Raw genomic sequence first — 15,468 nt, forward strand, 5'->3', positions numbered from 1 at the left:
CGCGGTCACACGCGTCGCGCACCTCGCGTGGTGACAGAACACCACCGTAATGACAGAACACCACCGTCTACGGTGTGGTTCTGTCATTTACATGGTGTTCTGTGCACCGCTGGCGCGGCGCGTTCGCCGTTGCAGGTGCGTGACGGGCCGGGTTGCTGCGGGTGCTGAGAGGGCCCGCGAGGGAACTCAGCCCAGGACTGCGGCGCTCCAGCCGGGCAGGCGGAGGGCGGCATCGGCGGCGGTGCGGTCGATCTGAGCGGCGGGGCCGTGGGTGTAAGCGGCGGTGTCCAGCAGGACCCGCTCATCGGAGGCCATCGGGCGGGTGACGCCGACAGGTCCCAGCGAGGTGATGACGCGGACGCCCGGAAGCCGCAGGTCCAGCCAGCGCTCGTCTTCGGAATGCTCCACGTGGATATCGGCGAATCCCAGCTCCCTGCCGGTGATGCGCTCGGCGCGCAGGGCCGCCAGGTGCCGGTGCAGCCGCAGCAGCGCGGCGCCCGTGCCCTGGGCGGTCTCCTCCCAGCGCAGCTTGGACCGGATGAAGGTCTCCGGGTCCTGCGGGTCGGGCACCGCGTCCAGGTCCCAGCCGTGGCGGCCGAACTCCTCCCGCCGCCCGGCGGCCACCGCCTCGGCCAGCCATTCCTCCGGATGGCTGGTGAAGAACTGGAACGGCGTCTGCGCGGCGAACTCCTCGCCCATGAACAGCATCGGCGTGTAGGGGCTCAGCAGCAGGAGGGTCGCCGCGACCGCCAGCCGGTCCGGCGGCAGGGTCTGGCTGAGCCGGTCCCCGGCAGCCCGGTTGCCCACCTGGTCGTGGGTCTGCGCGGAGACCACGAGCGCCGAAGGCCGCACCCGCTCCGGCGGGATCGGCCGCCCGTGGTGGCGCTCACGGAAGGAGGAATAGGTGCCGTCGTGGAAGAAACCGCCACGCAGGGTCTTGGCCAGAGCGGAGAACGGCTCGAAGTCCGCGTAGTAGCCGCTCGTCTCACCGGTGAGCGCCACGTGCAGCGCGTGGTGGAAATCGTCGGACCACTGCGCCTCCAGGCCCATGCCGCCGGCGTCGCGTTCGGTCACGGTGGCGGGATCGTTGCGGTCGGACTCGGCGATCAGGGTCAGCGGCCGGCCCAGCTCGGTGGACAATCGTTCCGCGTGGGCGGCCATCTCCTCCAGGATGTGCATCGCGCGGGAGTCGACGAATGCGTGCACGGCGTCCAGCCGGAAGCCGTCCACGCCGTAGTCCCGGGCGAACATCGTGAGCGTGTCGAGGATGTAGGCGCGGACCTCGTCGGAGCCGGGCCCGTCCAGGTTCACCGACTTGCCCCAGGTGTTGGCGGCGGCCTGGTGCAGATACGGCCCGAAGCGCTCCAGGTAGTTCCCGCTGGGACCCAGGTGATTGAACACCACGTCCTGGATCACGCCCAGCCCGCGTTCGTGCGCGGCGGCGACGAACCGCCGGTACGCCTGCGGCCCGCCCAGGCTGTGCTGAACGGCATGCCAGAGCACGCCGTCGTACCCCCAGTTGTGCTCCCCGTTGAAAGCGTTGACGGGCATCACCTCCACGAAGCCGGCACCCAGCCGGGCCACGTGGTCCAGCCGCCCGATGGCCGAGTCCAGGGTGCCCTCGGGGGTGAAGGTGCCGATATGGAGTTCGTAGACGGGTGCGCCGTCCCAGGGCCGGCCACGCCAGTTGCGGTCCGGCCATTGTTCCGGCGCCGGCAGGGACACCGTGCGGGAGGGGCAGTGCACGCCGTCGGGCTGGAAGCGGGATCGAGGGTCCGGCAGCAGCTCGGGATCGTCGTCCAGCCGATAGCCGTAGTCGAGTTCGTTCCCGTCGGGCTGCCATTCCGGCGTCCACCAGCCCTCACGAGGTCCCGGCCGGCAGGGGATCTCCCGGAAGGTGGTGGTGTGCGCGTGCCGGTGCATGAGCGTGACCGCGCCGGCATGCGGCGCCCACACCGAGAACGGCTGCAGGTCGTCGGCTGTCGTCATAGCAGTCTCCTCGTTCCAGATCTCAGGCGACGGTGCCGGTCGCGCGCCGTTCGCGTGCGGCGCGGACACGTGCTGCGCCTTGGGGAGCGTTCCGGTCGCACCGGTTCATGACCGGCTCCGCTCGAATACGGCGACGGGGTAGCGGGCGAAGACGCTGCTCAGGCGTCCGTCCTGGAGGGGCGCGCTGCCGGTCAGGACCTCGGTCCAGGCGTGCGGTTCGGCCAGCAGGCTGCCGGTCGCAACAGGCATGGTCGCGGCAGGGACGAGCGCAGCATCGCCGGGGTCCAGGCCGGGCGAGGAAACCGGTCCCGGAACGATCTCCGAGTGCAGGGTCGCCCCATTCCAGCCCTCGCGGGCGGTTCGCACCGGGAAGCGGGATGCCAGGACCACGATGTCCTCACCGCGGGCGAAGCCGATCAGGCGCGGATCGCGGAGTTCCAGGGGCGTGTAGCTCCCCGGTTCCAGCAGGTCCGGGTGGCGGTTCCGCAGCCGCAACAGCGTGCTGGTCAGGTGCAGTTTGGCCTGGTCGAAGGTCTCGCCGGGTCCGTCCAGCGCCGCCAGCAGGCCCGCCAGCCGCTGGAAGTCCACGGGCCGGCGGTTGTCCGGATCGACGAGGGACTGATCCCGGAGCTCGGTGCCCTGGTACACGTCCGGGACGCCGGGCGCCATGAGCTGCAGGGTCTTGGCGGTCAGGCTGAGCTGCTCGGCCGGGCGGCGGATGAGGCCGTCCAGGCGGTCGATCTCCGCGCGCAGCCCGGGATCGTCGAAGGTGAGGTCCACGGCTCGTCGCAGCGCCGTCTCGAACTGCTCATGAGGATCGGTCCAGGCGGTGTGCCAGGCCTGTTCGCGCGCGGCCTTGAGCGCATAGGCGTGCAGCCGCTCGCGCAGATCCGCGGGTGGTCCGGTCTTCGTGGCCAGCTGCGCGTGGGCGCCTCCCGTGCTCGTGGCGGGTTCCCAGGCGCCGATGATCGCCTGCCACAGCAGGACTTCGAGTTCGGGTGCGTCCGGGAGCGGTGCCGTCTGCCGTGCGCAGGCCAGTAACCGCGCGAAGTCCTCCGGGCATTCGGCGAGGACGGTGATACGGGCTCGGGTGTCCTCGCTGCGCTTGGTGTCATGCGTGGTCAGGGCGGACATCGCCCAAGGCGTGGTCTGCGCCCGCTCGGCCATGAGGGCGTGGAACCGGGCGGCGTCCCCGGACATTCCAGCGCGGCCGGACTGGCCGGAACGCGCGGCGTCGCCCTGGTGCCCTGCGCCAGCGGATCCTTTGGCGGCGGCATGTGATCCATCCGGGTGACCTGTTTCCTCGGACGGGAAGCCGTCGGGCTGGCCGCCGACCTCGTTGAGGCTGGTCAGCCGCGCGTACCGGTAGAACGCGGTGTCCTCGACGCCCTTGGCCATGACGGCGCCGGTCGTCTGCCGGAACCGTACCGCCAGGGGGTGGTCGTCTTCGCGCAGCAGCGGGGCCAGCGCGTCGACGAGTCCGATGAGGTCCGGGCGCGCGTGGCCGGCACGCGTCATCGCCGCGTCCAGCTCGTCCTGCGGCTGCCCTGCATAGGAACGGTAGACGTGGAACTGGACGGCGATCTCGCGCAGCGCCTCTTCCAGGAGGTCGGCGCGCGGCGCGTCCGCGCCCTCTGATGCGGCGCCGGCTTCCCTCGACCCGTGCGCGCGGCTGCCTGCCGACGGCGTGCCATGGTGGGCCCCGGCGCCCGCAACCGCGCCAGCGTCCGGTCGCCCACGCACGATGCCGGAGGGCAGATGGGCCTCTGCTAGGCGCGTGAGACGCAGGAACTCCGCCCGCAGCGCCGTTGCGGCCAGTTCCCGTTTGGCGGTCAGGGCGACCTCGTCGAACTCGGCCTCCGGGGTCAGGGCGGCGAAGGCGCCGGCGGCACCGGAGCCGGCCAGGTACCCGTCGATGGCGCGGATGACCTCGTACCCCGTGGTGCCATGGGCGGCCCAGTCGTCCGGCAGCGCCTCGCCGGGCTCGGTGATCTTCTCCACCAGCGTCCAGGCGCCGCCGGTCAGCTCTGCGAGCCGTTCCAGGTAGCCGCGGGGATCGGCCAGCCCGTCGGGGTGGTCGATCCGGACCCCGTCGACCAGCCCCTCGGTGAACCAGCGGGCCACCTCGGCGTGCGCGGCGTCGAACACCGCGGGTTCCTCCACCCGCAGGCCGGCCAGTTCCTTGACCGCGAAGAACCGCCGGTAGTTCAGCCGGTGGTCCTCCCGCCAGGAGACCAGCGTGTAGTGCTGCGCGGCGAGCACGGCGGAGAGCTCCTGTGACCCGTGCGTCGGCCCGAGCGTGCCCGGCACCAGGGGGAAGGCGTGCTCGTAATAGCGCAGCACCCCGGCACCGGCATCCACCGTCACGGCGGCCAGATCCTCTGCCGAGCCCAGGACGGGCAGCACGATGCGGCCGTCGCCGGCGTCCCAGTCGATGTCGAAGAACCCGGCGTAGGCGGACTCGCGTCCGTGCCGCAGCACGTCCCACCACCAGGAGTTCTCCTGTGGGTCCGCCACGCCCATGTGGTTGGGAACCAGATCGGCGATCACCCGCATTCCGGCGGCGTGGGCCGCGGAGCTGAGTGCGCGCAGGCCCTCCTCGCCACCGCGTGCCGGATCGACTCGTGTCGGGTCCACCACGTCATAACCGTGCGCGGAACCGGAGGCGGCGGTCAGGATGGGGGAGAGGTATACGGCGCCGGTGCCCAGGCGGGTCAGATACGGCACTGCCTCGGCCGCGTCATACAGGGTGAAGTCGGGCGTGATCTGCAGGCGGTAGGTGGACATCGGCGGTCGCGTCGGTGCCATCGGCGCCTCTTCTCGCTTACGAACCGGGCTTGTCCCTCAGCCTAGCGGAGCCGGTTCCCGGCGTGTGCGCGAGTCCGCCGGTCACGGTCCGGTTGTGATCCATGGCGATCCCGATCCAGGACGACAGCCGTTCGTCGTCGCTGATCGCCTCGGCGGAGACCTCTATCCAACCGGGACCCATATCGCGGCCCGGTCCCATCTCCGCCTGCACGGCCCCCGGCCGTTCGAGAAGTTCGTCGTGCCGGCCGGCGTCGACCCGGACGAGCAGGCCACCGTTCTTCAAGGCGCTGACGATCATCTTCTCGTTCACCATCACCGACCTGCCGCCGAACATCGACACCTCGCGCACGAGTGGCTCATCGGCGATCAGGCTCCGCACACGTTCGACCAGGCTGGTCTGCTCAGGAGTCATGATCTGTTCCCGGTTCAGTCTTGCGCGGGCGGGCTGTAGGAGAGCCGATCGAAGATCAGCACACTCGTGGTGATCTTCCCGGCCTGGACGGTGAGGAGCTCGGCAGCCGGAGCCGTGGAGGTCACCGCGGTTTGCGGGTAGTAGAACAAGGCCACGCGGTCTCCGTCGACGAATTCAGCGATGTCACCGATGCCGGTGAGCATGGGCGCGAAACCGCCGATGAATCCCTGGTAGGCGTCCTTGCCGTTCAGATCGGCGCCCGGTGCGCGGCAGGTGATGTCGTCGGCGACGTAGCTCATCGCCGTGTCGATGTCACCGCTGGTCCAAGCACGGTGGTACTTCTGCACGATGTCGTACGCGGTGCCGTGGGTCATGGGGCTCTCCTTGGCTCGTGTCGTGAATGCGGTGATATCAGTCCGGGAGCGGCTGCCAGTCGTCCGGCCCGGCGTCGCCGCCGGCGCTGACGACGGCGAGACGAGGGAGGAAGTTCGCCCACCCGTCGGCGTGGCCACGTACTTCCGTGTCGGGCAGGTCATAATGCCACAGTTCGACTCTGGTGCCCCCGCTGATCGGCGTGAGCCGGAATTCAACCGTGGATGTTCCAGCCGGCAAGTCGTCGCTGCCGGCGAAACCCCAGCTCATCACGACGCGGTTCGGGGGTTCGACGTGCAGATACTTGCCTCGCACGGGGTGGCCGGCGATGTCCACCGCGAAGTTCCCGCCGGGTGCCGGATCGAGGTCGGCGTAGTGACCCATCCAGGCCGTCATCCCCTCGTTGGTGGTCAGGTACTCGAACACCGTTTCCGGCGGAGCGGCGATGTCGATGAAGTCCCGGAACTCAGCCATCGGCTTTCTCCCACCGCGATTCGACGGCGGTCTTGAGGTCAGACAGCTTCCGCGGCCAGAAATCGTCCACGTATGAGCGCACCGCCGCCAGCCCGTCGGGGTCGACCGCGAACAGGTGGCGGGTGCCCTCACGATGACCGGTTGCGAGACCCGCCTTGCGGAGCACCCCGAGATGGTGCGAAGTCGTCTGCTGCGAGAGGCCTACCTGTTCTGCGATCGCGCCGACCGGTTGCGGCCCGGCCCGGATCGCCCGCAGGATCGCACGCCGGTTGCGATCGGCCAGCGCGCGCCAGGCCAGATCGGTGACTTGCTCAGCGCCCATGTGACCTCCTTGGTGATGCTCACAGCATAACACAAGCAGGCATTTGTACTTATGACCATAGGTGCAGTAGACCGGGCGTGCCGGGATGACTGTGCGCACCAAGACGAGGGCCGGGTGTCAGTAGGTGAGGCGCGGCCGCCACGCCACCGCCAGCGCACACGTGACCTGCGGCGTCCGTGAACTCTCGCAGCGGCGATTCGCCGCTTGCGTTGGATCGCCGCCGCCGGCATCGCCGCGCGGCGGGTCTTTGTCATGTGGCGCGAGCGGTTCGGCGTGCTGTGCGGTGGGGTCAGCCGCCGTTGCTGCGGGAGGCGACGGAGGCTTCGGCGGACATCTGCGCGTCGTCGCTCTCGTCCTGACCTTCCTGCAGGATCAGCATTGACTTCCCGCGTAGCGTGATCCGCTGACCGGCGCGAAGCGTCCGGCCGGTTTCCCAGTCACCTGCGGTGTCAATCTCCACTGTCCACACGTCGGCGTATTCGCGGTCCGGAAGGGTGAACTCCACTTCGCACAGGTCCGCGTTGAAGAACAGCAGGAAATCGTCGTCGACGATCCGGTTGCCGCGCCGGTCCGTGCCCGGGATGGCATCGCCGTTGAGGAACACGCCAAGGCACTTGGCGTAACCGGAGTTCCAGTCCTCGAGGATCATCTCCTCGCCGTCGGTATTGAGCCACACCAGATCCGGCAAGGGGTCGGCGATGTCGCTGCGCACCGCCTTGCCGGAGAAAAACCGGGTGCGGCGGAAGGTCGGGTGCTCGTGCCGGAGTTTGAACAGGTGCGCGGTGAAGGCGATCAGCGGCTCATCGGCGTTGTCCCAGTCGATCCAGGCCAGCGGCGAGTCTTGGCAGTAGGCGTTGTTGTTGCCGTGTTGGGTGCGGGAGAGCTCATCGCCGTGAGAGATCATCGGCACCCCCTGGCTCAGGGCCAGCGTCGCCAGGAAATTCCGCTGCTGGCGGGTGCGCAGCTCCAGGATCTCAACGTCGTCAGTGGGGCCTTCCACGCCGTGGTTCCAGGAACGGTTATGCGATTCGCCGTCCCGGTTGTCCTCGCCATTGGCCTCGTTGTGTTTCTCGTTGTAGGAGACCAGGTCCCACAATGTGAACCCGTCATGCGCCGTGACGAAGTTGATCGAGGCGAAAGGGCGTCGTCCGGAGTTGGCATACAGATCGGCGGAACCGGCGATTCGGGAGGCGAACTCGCCGATGGTGAAATCGGCGCCTCGCCAGAAGTCGCGCACCACGTCGCGGTACTTGCCGTTCCACTCCGTCCAGAGCGGCGGAAAGTTCCCCACCTGGTAGCCCCCGGGGCCGACGTCCCAGGGTTCGGCGATCAGCTTGACCTGGGAGACCACCGGGTCCTGCTGGACCATCTCGAAGAACGTGGACAGCCGGTCCACGTCGAAGAACTCCCGGGCCAGCGTCGAGGCCAGATCGAAGCGGAAGCCATCGACGTGCATCTCCAGGATCCAGTACCGCAGTGAGTCCATCAACAACTGCAGGGAGTGCGGGTTGCGGACGTTGAGGCTGTTCCCGGTACCGGTGTAGTCCATGTAATGCGCCTTGTCGTCCTCGACCAGGCGGTAGTAGTGCTCGTTGTCGATGCCGCGGAAAGAGATGGTCGGCCCCAGGTGATTGCCTTCGGCGGTGTGGTTGTAGACCACATCCAGGATGACCTCGATGCCGGCGCGGTGCAGGGCGCGGACCATCTCTTTGAACTCCTGCACCTGGCTGCCGGTCTCCGGGCTGGAGGCGTACCCGTTGTGCGGGGCGAAGAAACCGATCGTGTTGTAGCCCCAGTAGTTGCGCAGGCCCTGTTCCAGCAGCCTGGAGTCGTGCACGAACTGGTGCACCGGCATCAGCTCGATGGCGGTCACGCCGAGCCGCTGGAGGTGCTTGACGATCGCCGGATGCGCGACGGCGGCGTAGGTGCCGCGGATCTCATCGGGGATGTCGGGATGCTGCTGGGTGAGGCCCTTGACGTGCGCCTCGTAGATGACGCTCTGGTAGTACGGGTGGCGCGGCGGCTGGTCCCCGCGCCAGTCGAAATAGGGGTTGATCACGATGGCGCGCATAGTCGAGCCGGCCGAGTCCTCCGCCACGGGCCCTTCCCCGGAACCGCCGGAGTCCAGATCGTAGGAGAACATTGGCTGCCCCCATTGGATCTCACCGGAGATCGCCTTGGCGTAGGGGTCCAGCAGCAATTTGCTTGGATCGCAGCGCTTCCCGTTGGCCGGGTCGTAGGGGCCGTGGACGCGGTAGCCGTAGTGCTGGCCGGGCCCCACATCGGGCAGATAGCAGTGCCAGACGAAGGCGTCGACCTCGGTCAGCTCGATCCGCGTCTCGGCGCCGTCGTCGTCGAAGAGGCAGAGTTCGACCTTGTCCGCGACCTCGCTGAACAGGGCGAAGTTCGTGCCGGAGCCATCGAAGGTGGCGCCCAGGGGATAGGCGGTGCCGGGCCATACCCGCATGGTCTCTCCTTCAGTTCGTGTGCGCTCGTGTCCGGTCGTCACGCCCTGGCGCCGCACCCGTCGGGCCTCCAGTCGAAGCATCTCGGCGGGCGCCTCCGACCAGGCCGGGGGCATCCGTGTGGCCCGCCGCCGGAACGGCGTGCGGTCCGCGGCCGGGTGGTAGCCGCCGGACGCGTCCACTCTATACGCGCCTGCGCTCCAGGGCACCGGACGCCGATGCCGCCCCTCCGGTGGCCGCCCGCCTCCCCGGGGCATGTGCCGCGCCTGCTCTCAGCGCGCGCCTGCCGCTTAGGTCGTCGCCGCGCCCGTATATCGTCGTCCCCCGGGCCTGGAGAGTGACGACGTACCGGCGGAGTGGCGATATACGGGCGGTTTGCCTTCGACGAGCATTGCCGGCGTGTGCAGCCCTACTCGATGGGGCGGGTGATGGCGATCAGGAGGTCGGCCAGCAGTGAGAGGTCGAAGACGACCTCCGGATCTTCCGGATCCGCGGTCTCCAGGGCCCGCTGCACCGCGAACTCGTAGGCGGCCGCGAGCAGGTCCAGGCTGACCTCGTCCGAGAGGGTGAACGCACGCCCGCATTCGGCGACGAACGCCTTCGCGGCCTCATAGATGGAGCACATCTCGGTCTCCTGGTACTCCACCAGGGCTTTGCGCAGCGAAGGTACCTTGACGGCATACAGCTGGAGTTCCTTGAACGTCAGCAGCAGGGTCCGCTCGCGGGGCACCGCTGAAGCCAGCTCGGCCACGCAGCGGCGCAGCCGTTCCTCGCCGTCGGTGATCTCCGGGTAGCTGGTGGTGGCATCGACGACCCGCTGCTGGATCTGCCCGATGATGTGCAGCGAGACCGCCTCGATCAGCTCGTCCTTGCTGCCGAAGTTCGAGTAGAAGGCGCCTCTGGTGAAGTCGGCTTCCTCGCAGATCTCCTCGACGGAGGCGCCGGCGATGCCGCGCTGCGCGAAGACGTGCTGGGCGGCGGTCAGCAGCCGCTCCCGGGTGCGGCGCCTGCGCTCGGTGATGGCACCCTCCGGGGCCTCGGCCGGCACCTCTGCCGGTGCCGCGGCGTGATTCGTGCGTTCCTGCTGCGTGCTCACTGTCTGTATGTCCTGGTCTGGGATGCTCGCGGGTGTCGGGTTGTTGCTGTATGGGTCGTGGCGGCGCTGGTCATTCGTGCCCGGTCCGCGGGCCGGGAACGGTGCTCGGTGGCGGCTCGCAACGCCCTTCTGAGGAGCGTTGCCTTCATCCTCAGGGGACGTGTGTTCCTGCCGGTTCCTGCCGGTTCCTGGCGGTCCCTGCCGGCGCTGTACCGGCTTCCAGGCGGGCCCGGCAGAGCGTACATTGGCGAATGCTGAGAACTTTACCCTGCAAGCCAACGATACACTCATGTATTCGATACAGTAGTGTATCGAGCGTTCCCCGGGATCTGCTCCCACTTTCCACCGGCGCCTGAGTCGCTCGCGCCGGATCGCCACCGTCGGCCGTGCACCGTAAGGAGACTGCTGCCCTCATGTCGTCGTTCCTCTATCGCCTGGGCCGCCGCTGCTTCCGCTACCGCAAGACAGTGCTGGCGTCCTGGGTGCTGGTGCTGGCGATCGTCGGCGCTGTGGCCGGGCTGTTCTCCAAGGGCTTCGACAACACCTTCACCCTGCCCGGCAGCCCCTCGCAGGAAGCGCTCGACGATCTGAACCGGACCTTCCCCGAGGTGGGCGGGGGCTCAGCGCAGATCATCGTGGTGACCGCCGAGGGGGACGTCATCGACTCGCCCTCCTACCGGGACCCGGTCGAGGACGCGCTCGAGGAGATCGAGGATCTGGCGCACGTCGAGATCGCCAGCAACCCCTACGGCGACGAGGCCGGGACCACCAGCCTCTCCGACGACGACCGGGCCGCCATCATCTCCGTCCAGTACGACCTGGGCACCCAGGAACTCCCGGCCAGCGCGTCCGAGGAACTCGAAGCAGCGGCGGCCGCGCTGCAGGAGCAGCTGCCGCCAGGGGCCCAGGCCAGCCCCGGCGGTGAGCTGTTCCAGATGGACGAGGTGCACGTGAGCATCGTCGAGGCCATCGGCGTCGTGGTCGCCCTCATCGTGCTGCTCTTCACCCTCGGCTCGCTCCGGGCGGCGGGCATGCCGCTGCTGACGGCGCTGCTGGGCGTCGGCGTCTCGATCGCGCTCATCACCGCCGCCACGCTCTTCTTCACCATCAATCCCACCACCATCATGCTGGCGCTCATGCTCGGCCTGGCGGTGGGCATCGACTACGCGCTGTTCATCATCTCCAGACACCGGGACCAGCTGGCCGCCGGCATGGACGCCGAGGAGTCCGCCGCCCAATCCACCGCGACGGCCGGCTCTGCGGTCGTCTTCGCCGGGCTGACCGTGATGATCGCGCTGGCAGGCCTCTCCGTCGCAGGCATCCCGTTCCTCTCGGCCATGGGCGTCGCCTCGGCGGCGGCCGTTCTGATCGCGGTGCTCATCGGCCTCACCCTGCTGCCGGCGCTGCTGGGCTTCGGCGGGGAGAAGCTGCGCCCGCGGAAAGTCCGCGAGGCGCTGGCAGCCGGGCAGCCGGCACCCGAACCCCGTCCCACCGCGGCCAGCCGCTTCTTCCGCGGCTGGGTGCGGGCCGCCACGAAGATCCCCGCGCTGACCATCGTCGTCATCGTGGTGGGCCTCGGCCTCTTCGCCATCCCCGCTCAGCGCCTGGAGCTCGCGCTGCCCTCCAACGCCACCGCGGAGGAGGGCACCCCTCCCCGGGTGACCTACGACCTCATCGACGAGCACTTCGGGCCCGGTTACAACGGCCCGCTCATCGTCAAGGCCGACATCATCTCCTCCACCGACCCGCTCGGCGACATGGACGACATCGCCGATGAGCTGCGGGATCTGCCCGGCGTGGCGGATGTGCCCATGGCCACGCCGAACATGAACGCCGACACCGGCATCGCCCAGGTCATCCCCGAGACCGCGCCGGATTCCCCGGAGACCGCGGATCTGGTGCGCACCATCCAGGACATGAGCGCCCAGTTCGAAGACGAGTACGGCATCAGTACCGCCGTCACCGGCTTCACCGCGATCGGCATCGACGTCTCCGACCGCCTGGCCGGGGCGCTGCTGCCGTTCGGCGCCATCGTCGTCGGCCTGTCCCTGCTCCTGCTGGCGATGGTGTTCCGTTCCATCTGGGTGCCGCTGAAGGCCACCCTGGGTTATCTGCTGAGCGTCATCACCGCCTTCGGCGTGGTGGTGCTCGTCTTCGAGGACGGGCACGGCGCCGCGGCGCTCGGGATCGATGTGCTCGGACCCGTCATCAGCTTCCTGCCGATCATCCTGATGGGCGTCCTGTTCGGCCTGGCGATGGACTACGAGGTCTTCCTGGTCTCCCGGATGCGAGAGGACTACGTCCACGGCGGGGACGCGCGGCACGCCATCGAGACCGGATTCGTCTCCTCCGCCCGGGTCGTCACCGCCGCCGCGATCATCATGTTCTCCGTCTTCGGGGCGTTCGTCCCGGCCGGAGAGCCGGTCGTCAAGGCAATCGCGCTGGGTCTTGCGGTCGGGGTGTTCGTCGACGCCTTCATCGTCCGGATGACCCTCGTCCCGGCGGTGATGGCGCTGCTGGGCCGGTACGCCTGGTGGCTTCCGCCGTGGCTGGACCGGCTGCTGCCGACCTTCGACGTCGAAGGCGAGGCGCTGGCCCGCCAGCTCGCCCTCAAGGACTGGCCCGCGCCCGATGCGCCCTGGCTGGTCTACGGCGAGGACCTGGGCCTGCGCCTGGACCGGGGCGCCGGCTACGGCCGCGGTTTCTCCTCCGTCTCCCTCGCGGCAGCGCCGGGCGAGGCGCTCATCGTCACCGGCAGCGGCCGGCGCGCCGTCCTGCTGGCACTCAGCGGACGGCTGCCCCTGGACGAGGGCCGTCTGAAGGTCGACGGCTACGTCCTGCCCGAGCAGGCCGGTCAGCTGCGCCGTGTCCTGCCCCACAGCAGCCTCCAGGACCTGCCCGGCACGGAGGGCCGTCCGGGCCTGCCCGCCGCCGGCGCGAACGAGCTGAACGGCCTGGCCCGCAAGATCCGTGCCGGATCGGGGCCCCGCGTGACGCTGCTGGACGAGGCCGACACGGTCACCGGGACCGCTACCCGGGATGCCGCCGCGGACCTCGCCGCCGCCGCGCTCTCCGGCGGAAGCCGCACTGGAGAAGACGTTGCGCCCGGCTGCCTGGTCCTGGGCGCCCGGACGCCGGCCGCCGCGAGCGCGCTGCTGCCGCCGGGCACGCCCACCCGCATCGTCGACACGGATGAACCCGCCGCGCGCACCTCCGGGCACAGCGACCCGGCCGCGGCCATGGAAGGAGCCCGCCGATGACCCCGAACCTGCTCGAGCGCGCCAGCGGAGGACGCGTCACCTGGGTCTCCCTGCTCGGGATCGTCCTGGTGCCGTTCCTGATCGCAGGCGGATTCGTCTGGGCCACATGGAACGCCTCCGACCGGCTCGGCGAGGTCCGCGCCGCGGTGGTGAACAACGACGAGGCCGTCGAGATGGACGGCCAGCTGGTGCCCCTGGGCCGCCAGCTGGCGGCGGGACTCGTCGACACCGACGACGACAACCTCCGCTGGGTGCTCTCCGACGACGAGGACGCCCGCGAGGGCCTCCAGGACGGCACCTACGCCGCCGTCGTCACCATCCCGGAGGAGTTCTCCGCCGACGCCCTCTCCTTCGGCGAGGACGACCCGGCCGAAGCGCGGCAGGCCACCATCGACGTGCGCACCTCCGAGGTCGGGCCGCTCTCGGACGCGATGATCGGGCGCACCATCGCCGATGTCGCCACCTCCACCATGAACCGGGAGCTGACCGGCAACTACCTGGACAACATCTATCTGGGCTTCAACGACATGGGCGACCAGATGCGCGAGCTCGGTGACGCCGCCGACGAACTCTCCTCCGGCGCCGGGCAGCTCGCCGACGGCACCGGTGAGGCCGCGCAGGGAGCCGGGGAACTCGCGTCCGGGCTGGAGGAGCTCGACGCCGCCGGTGGCGAGCTCAGCGGCGGCGCCAGCCAGCTGGCAGACGGCGCGGGGGAGCTGAGCAGCGGTTTGAGCCAGCTGCGGGACGGCACCGCGGAGCTGCCGGAGAGCACCCGGCAGCTGGCCGACGGTGCAGGTCAGCTGTCCTCCGGCGTGGACGAGTACACGCGCGGCGTGGACCAGCTCGTCGAGGGGCTCTCCGAGGCCGGCGGGGAAGACGCTGCCGGAGGCCTGCAGGAACTCGAGGACGGAGCCGCTCAGGTCGCTGACGGCGCCGAAGGGCTCGACCAGGGGCTGCGCCAGTACCAGGCCGGCCTGCGGGACGCGGCGGCCAATCCTCCCGCGCCGACGCCGGAGGAACAGGCCGAGCTGATCGCTGAACTGTGCACCCCGCAGGACACGCCGGAGATGTGCCAGGCCAGGCTCGAAGGCTACGGGGCGGGCGTCTCCGAAGGTCTGGACCAGGCCGCCGCGGGCCTGGACCAGCAGGACCCGTCGACCGGGACCAGCCTCATCGGCGGCGCAGGCCAACTCGCCGAGGGCGCCCGTGAGCTCTCCGATGGAATCTCCGCCGGGCTCGGGGAGCTTCTGGAGCAGTTGCAGCAGGCCGCCGAGGGCGCCGGGCAGCTGAGCCAGGCCGGAGCGCAGCTGCGCGACGGGGCCGGCCAGCTGGCAGACGGCACCTCACAGCTGGCCGAGGGCATGCCCGCCCTGGCCGAGGGCATCGGACAGGCCGCCGACGGTTCCGGTCAGCTGGCCTCCGGAGCGGGGGAACTCGCGACCGGACTGGGGGAGTACACCGCCGGGGTCGGCCAGGTGGCCGACGGCGCCGGTGAACTCGCCGGGGGACTGTCCCAGCTCGATGAGGGCGCCGGGGAACTGGCCGACGGCACCGACCAGTTCGCCTCCGGGATCGCCTCGGGCGCAGAGGAGATCCCCTCGTACACGGCCCCGGACCGGGAGCGGCTCTCCGAGGTGGTCTCGCAGCCCATCTCCCAGGACGCCGATGACAGCCTCTTCGCGGATTCGTCCGCCATCGCCCTGCTGTTGTCGCTGGCTCTGTGGATCGGCGGCCTGGTGACCTACCTGATCCTGCGGGCGGTGAGCGCGGGCGCGCTGAGCAGCACCGCGAGCTCGGCGGCGCTGGCGGCCCGTGCGCTGCTGCCGGGTGTGCTGCTGGCATCAGTCCAGGCCGTGGCGCTCGTGCTGCTGGCCCAGAGCGTGCTGGAGCTGGGGTTCGCTGATCTGTGCACCCTGCTGGTGTTCGCCATCGTCTCCGGCGCCGTCTTCGCCGCGATCCACCATGCGCTGGTGGCGTGGTTCGGCGGCGCGGGCCGGTTCGTCGCGGTGCTGCTGGCCGTCTTGGGCGCCGCGGCGCATGTGCTCTCCGCCGTGCCCGGGTTCTTCATGGCGGTCAAGCCGGCGCTGCCGCTGACGCCGGTGTTCAACGGCGTCGCCTCGATCGTGGCCGGTACCCCGGGCCTGGGAGCCGCCTACGGAGCGCTGTTCATCTGGTTCGTCCTGGCGGTGACCGCCGGCTGGCTGGCGATCGCCCGGAAGCGCACCGTCTCGCGGGGGCAGCTGGCCGAGGCGCTGGCCTGACAGCTGGCC

The 15,468-nt window shown here is 69.8% G+C and carries 10 protein-coding genes; 2 read left to right on the forward strand and 8 right to left on the reverse strand.

What is annotated here, in order from left to right; genetic code table 11:
* Nucleotides 1–186 precede the first annotated feature (186 nt).
* The 8 genes from treZ to IEW13_RS16380 all read right to left on the reverse strand — a co-directional run bounded on the left by treZ (nucleotide 187) and on the right by IEW13_RS16380 (nucleotide 9,938).
* The gene (gene treZ / locus IEW13_RS16345; protein ID WP_188551978.1) at nucleotides 187–1,989 is read right to left on the reverse strand and encodes a malto-oligosyltrehalose trehalohydrolase; all 1,803 of its coding nucleotides are present in this window, start codon (nucleotides 1,987–1,989) and stop codon (nucleotides 187–189) included.
* 105 nt (nucleotides 1,990–2,094) lie between these two features.
* Nucleotides 2,095–4,797, reverse strand: a complete 2,703-nt coding sequence (locus IEW13_RS16350) for an alpha-amylase family glycosyl hydrolase (RefSeq protein ID WP_188551979.1) — start codon at nucleotides 4,795–4,797, stop codon at nucleotides 2,095–2,097.
* A 16-nt stretch (nucleotides 4,798–4,813) separates the two neighbouring features.
* Nucleotides 4,814–5,209: a TfoX/Sxy family protein gene (locus tag IEW13_RS16355; protein WP_188551980.1), complete on the reverse strand. Its 396-nt coding sequence runs from the start codon at nucleotides 5,207–5,209 to the stop codon at nucleotides 4,814–4,816.
* A gap of 14 nt (nucleotides 5,210–5,223) precedes the next feature.
* Nucleotides 5,224–5,583 carry a nuclear transport factor 2 family protein gene (locus IEW13_RS16360; protein WP_188551981.1) on the reverse strand — a complete coding sequence of 120 codons (360 nt, stop codon included), beginning with the start codon at nucleotides 5,581–5,583 and terminating at the stop codon, nucleotides 5,224–5,226.
* A 37-nt stretch (nucleotides 5,584–5,620) separates the two neighbouring features.
* Nucleotides 5,621–6,055: an SRPBCC family protein gene (locus tag IEW13_RS16365; protein ID WP_188551982.1), complete on the reverse strand. Its 435-nt coding sequence runs from the start codon at nucleotides 6,053–6,055 to the stop codon at nucleotides 5,621–5,623.
* On the reverse strand, nucleotides 6,048–6,377 hold the full coding sequence (locus IEW13_RS16370) for an ArsR/SmtB family transcription factor (RefSeq protein ID WP_188551983.1): 330 nt from the start codon (nucleotides 6,375–6,377) through the stop codon (nucleotides 6,048–6,050). Before IEW13_RS16370 ends, IEW13_RS16365 begins: the two co-directional genes overlap by 8 nt.
* 289 nt (nucleotides 6,378–6,666) lie before the next feature.
* On the reverse strand, nucleotides 6,667–8,844 hold the full coding sequence (gene glgX / locus IEW13_RS16375; RefSeq protein ID WP_188551984.1) for a glycogen debranching protein GlgX: 2,178 nt from the start codon (nucleotides 8,842–8,844) through the stop codon (nucleotides 6,667–6,669).
* Between the two features lie 407 nt (nucleotides 8,845–9,251).
* The gene (locus IEW13_RS16380) at nucleotides 9,252–9,938 is read right to left on the reverse strand and encodes a TetR/AcrR family transcriptional regulator (protein WP_229745267.1); all 687 of its coding nucleotides are present in this window, start codon (nucleotides 9,936–9,938) and stop codon (nucleotides 9,252–9,254) included.
* Between the two features lie 413 nt (nucleotides 9,939–10,351).
* Here IEW13_RS16380 and IEW13_RS16385 point away from each other — a divergent pair, with 413 nt between their 5' ends.
* A complete protein-coding gene (locus IEW13_RS16385; protein ID WP_188551986.1) occupies nucleotides 10,352–13,198 on the forward strand; it encodes an MMPL family transporter in 2,847 nt (948 codons plus the stop codon).
* Nucleotides 13,195–15,459: a YhgE/Pip domain-containing protein gene (locus IEW13_RS16390; RefSeq protein WP_188551987.1), complete on the forward strand. Its 2,265-nt coding sequence runs from the start codon at nucleotides 13,195–13,197 to the stop codon at nucleotides 15,457–15,459. The genes IEW13_RS16385 and IEW13_RS16390 overlap by 4 nt, the downstream gene beginning before the upstream one ends.
* Nucleotides 15,460–15,468: the final 9 nt, after the last annotated feature.

The sequence above is a fragment of the Sediminivirga luteola genome (assembly GCF_014639315.1).
GTDB classification, from domain to species: Bacteria; Actinomycetota; Actinomycetes; order Actinomycetales; family Brevibacteriaceae; genus Sediminivirga; species Sediminivirga luteola.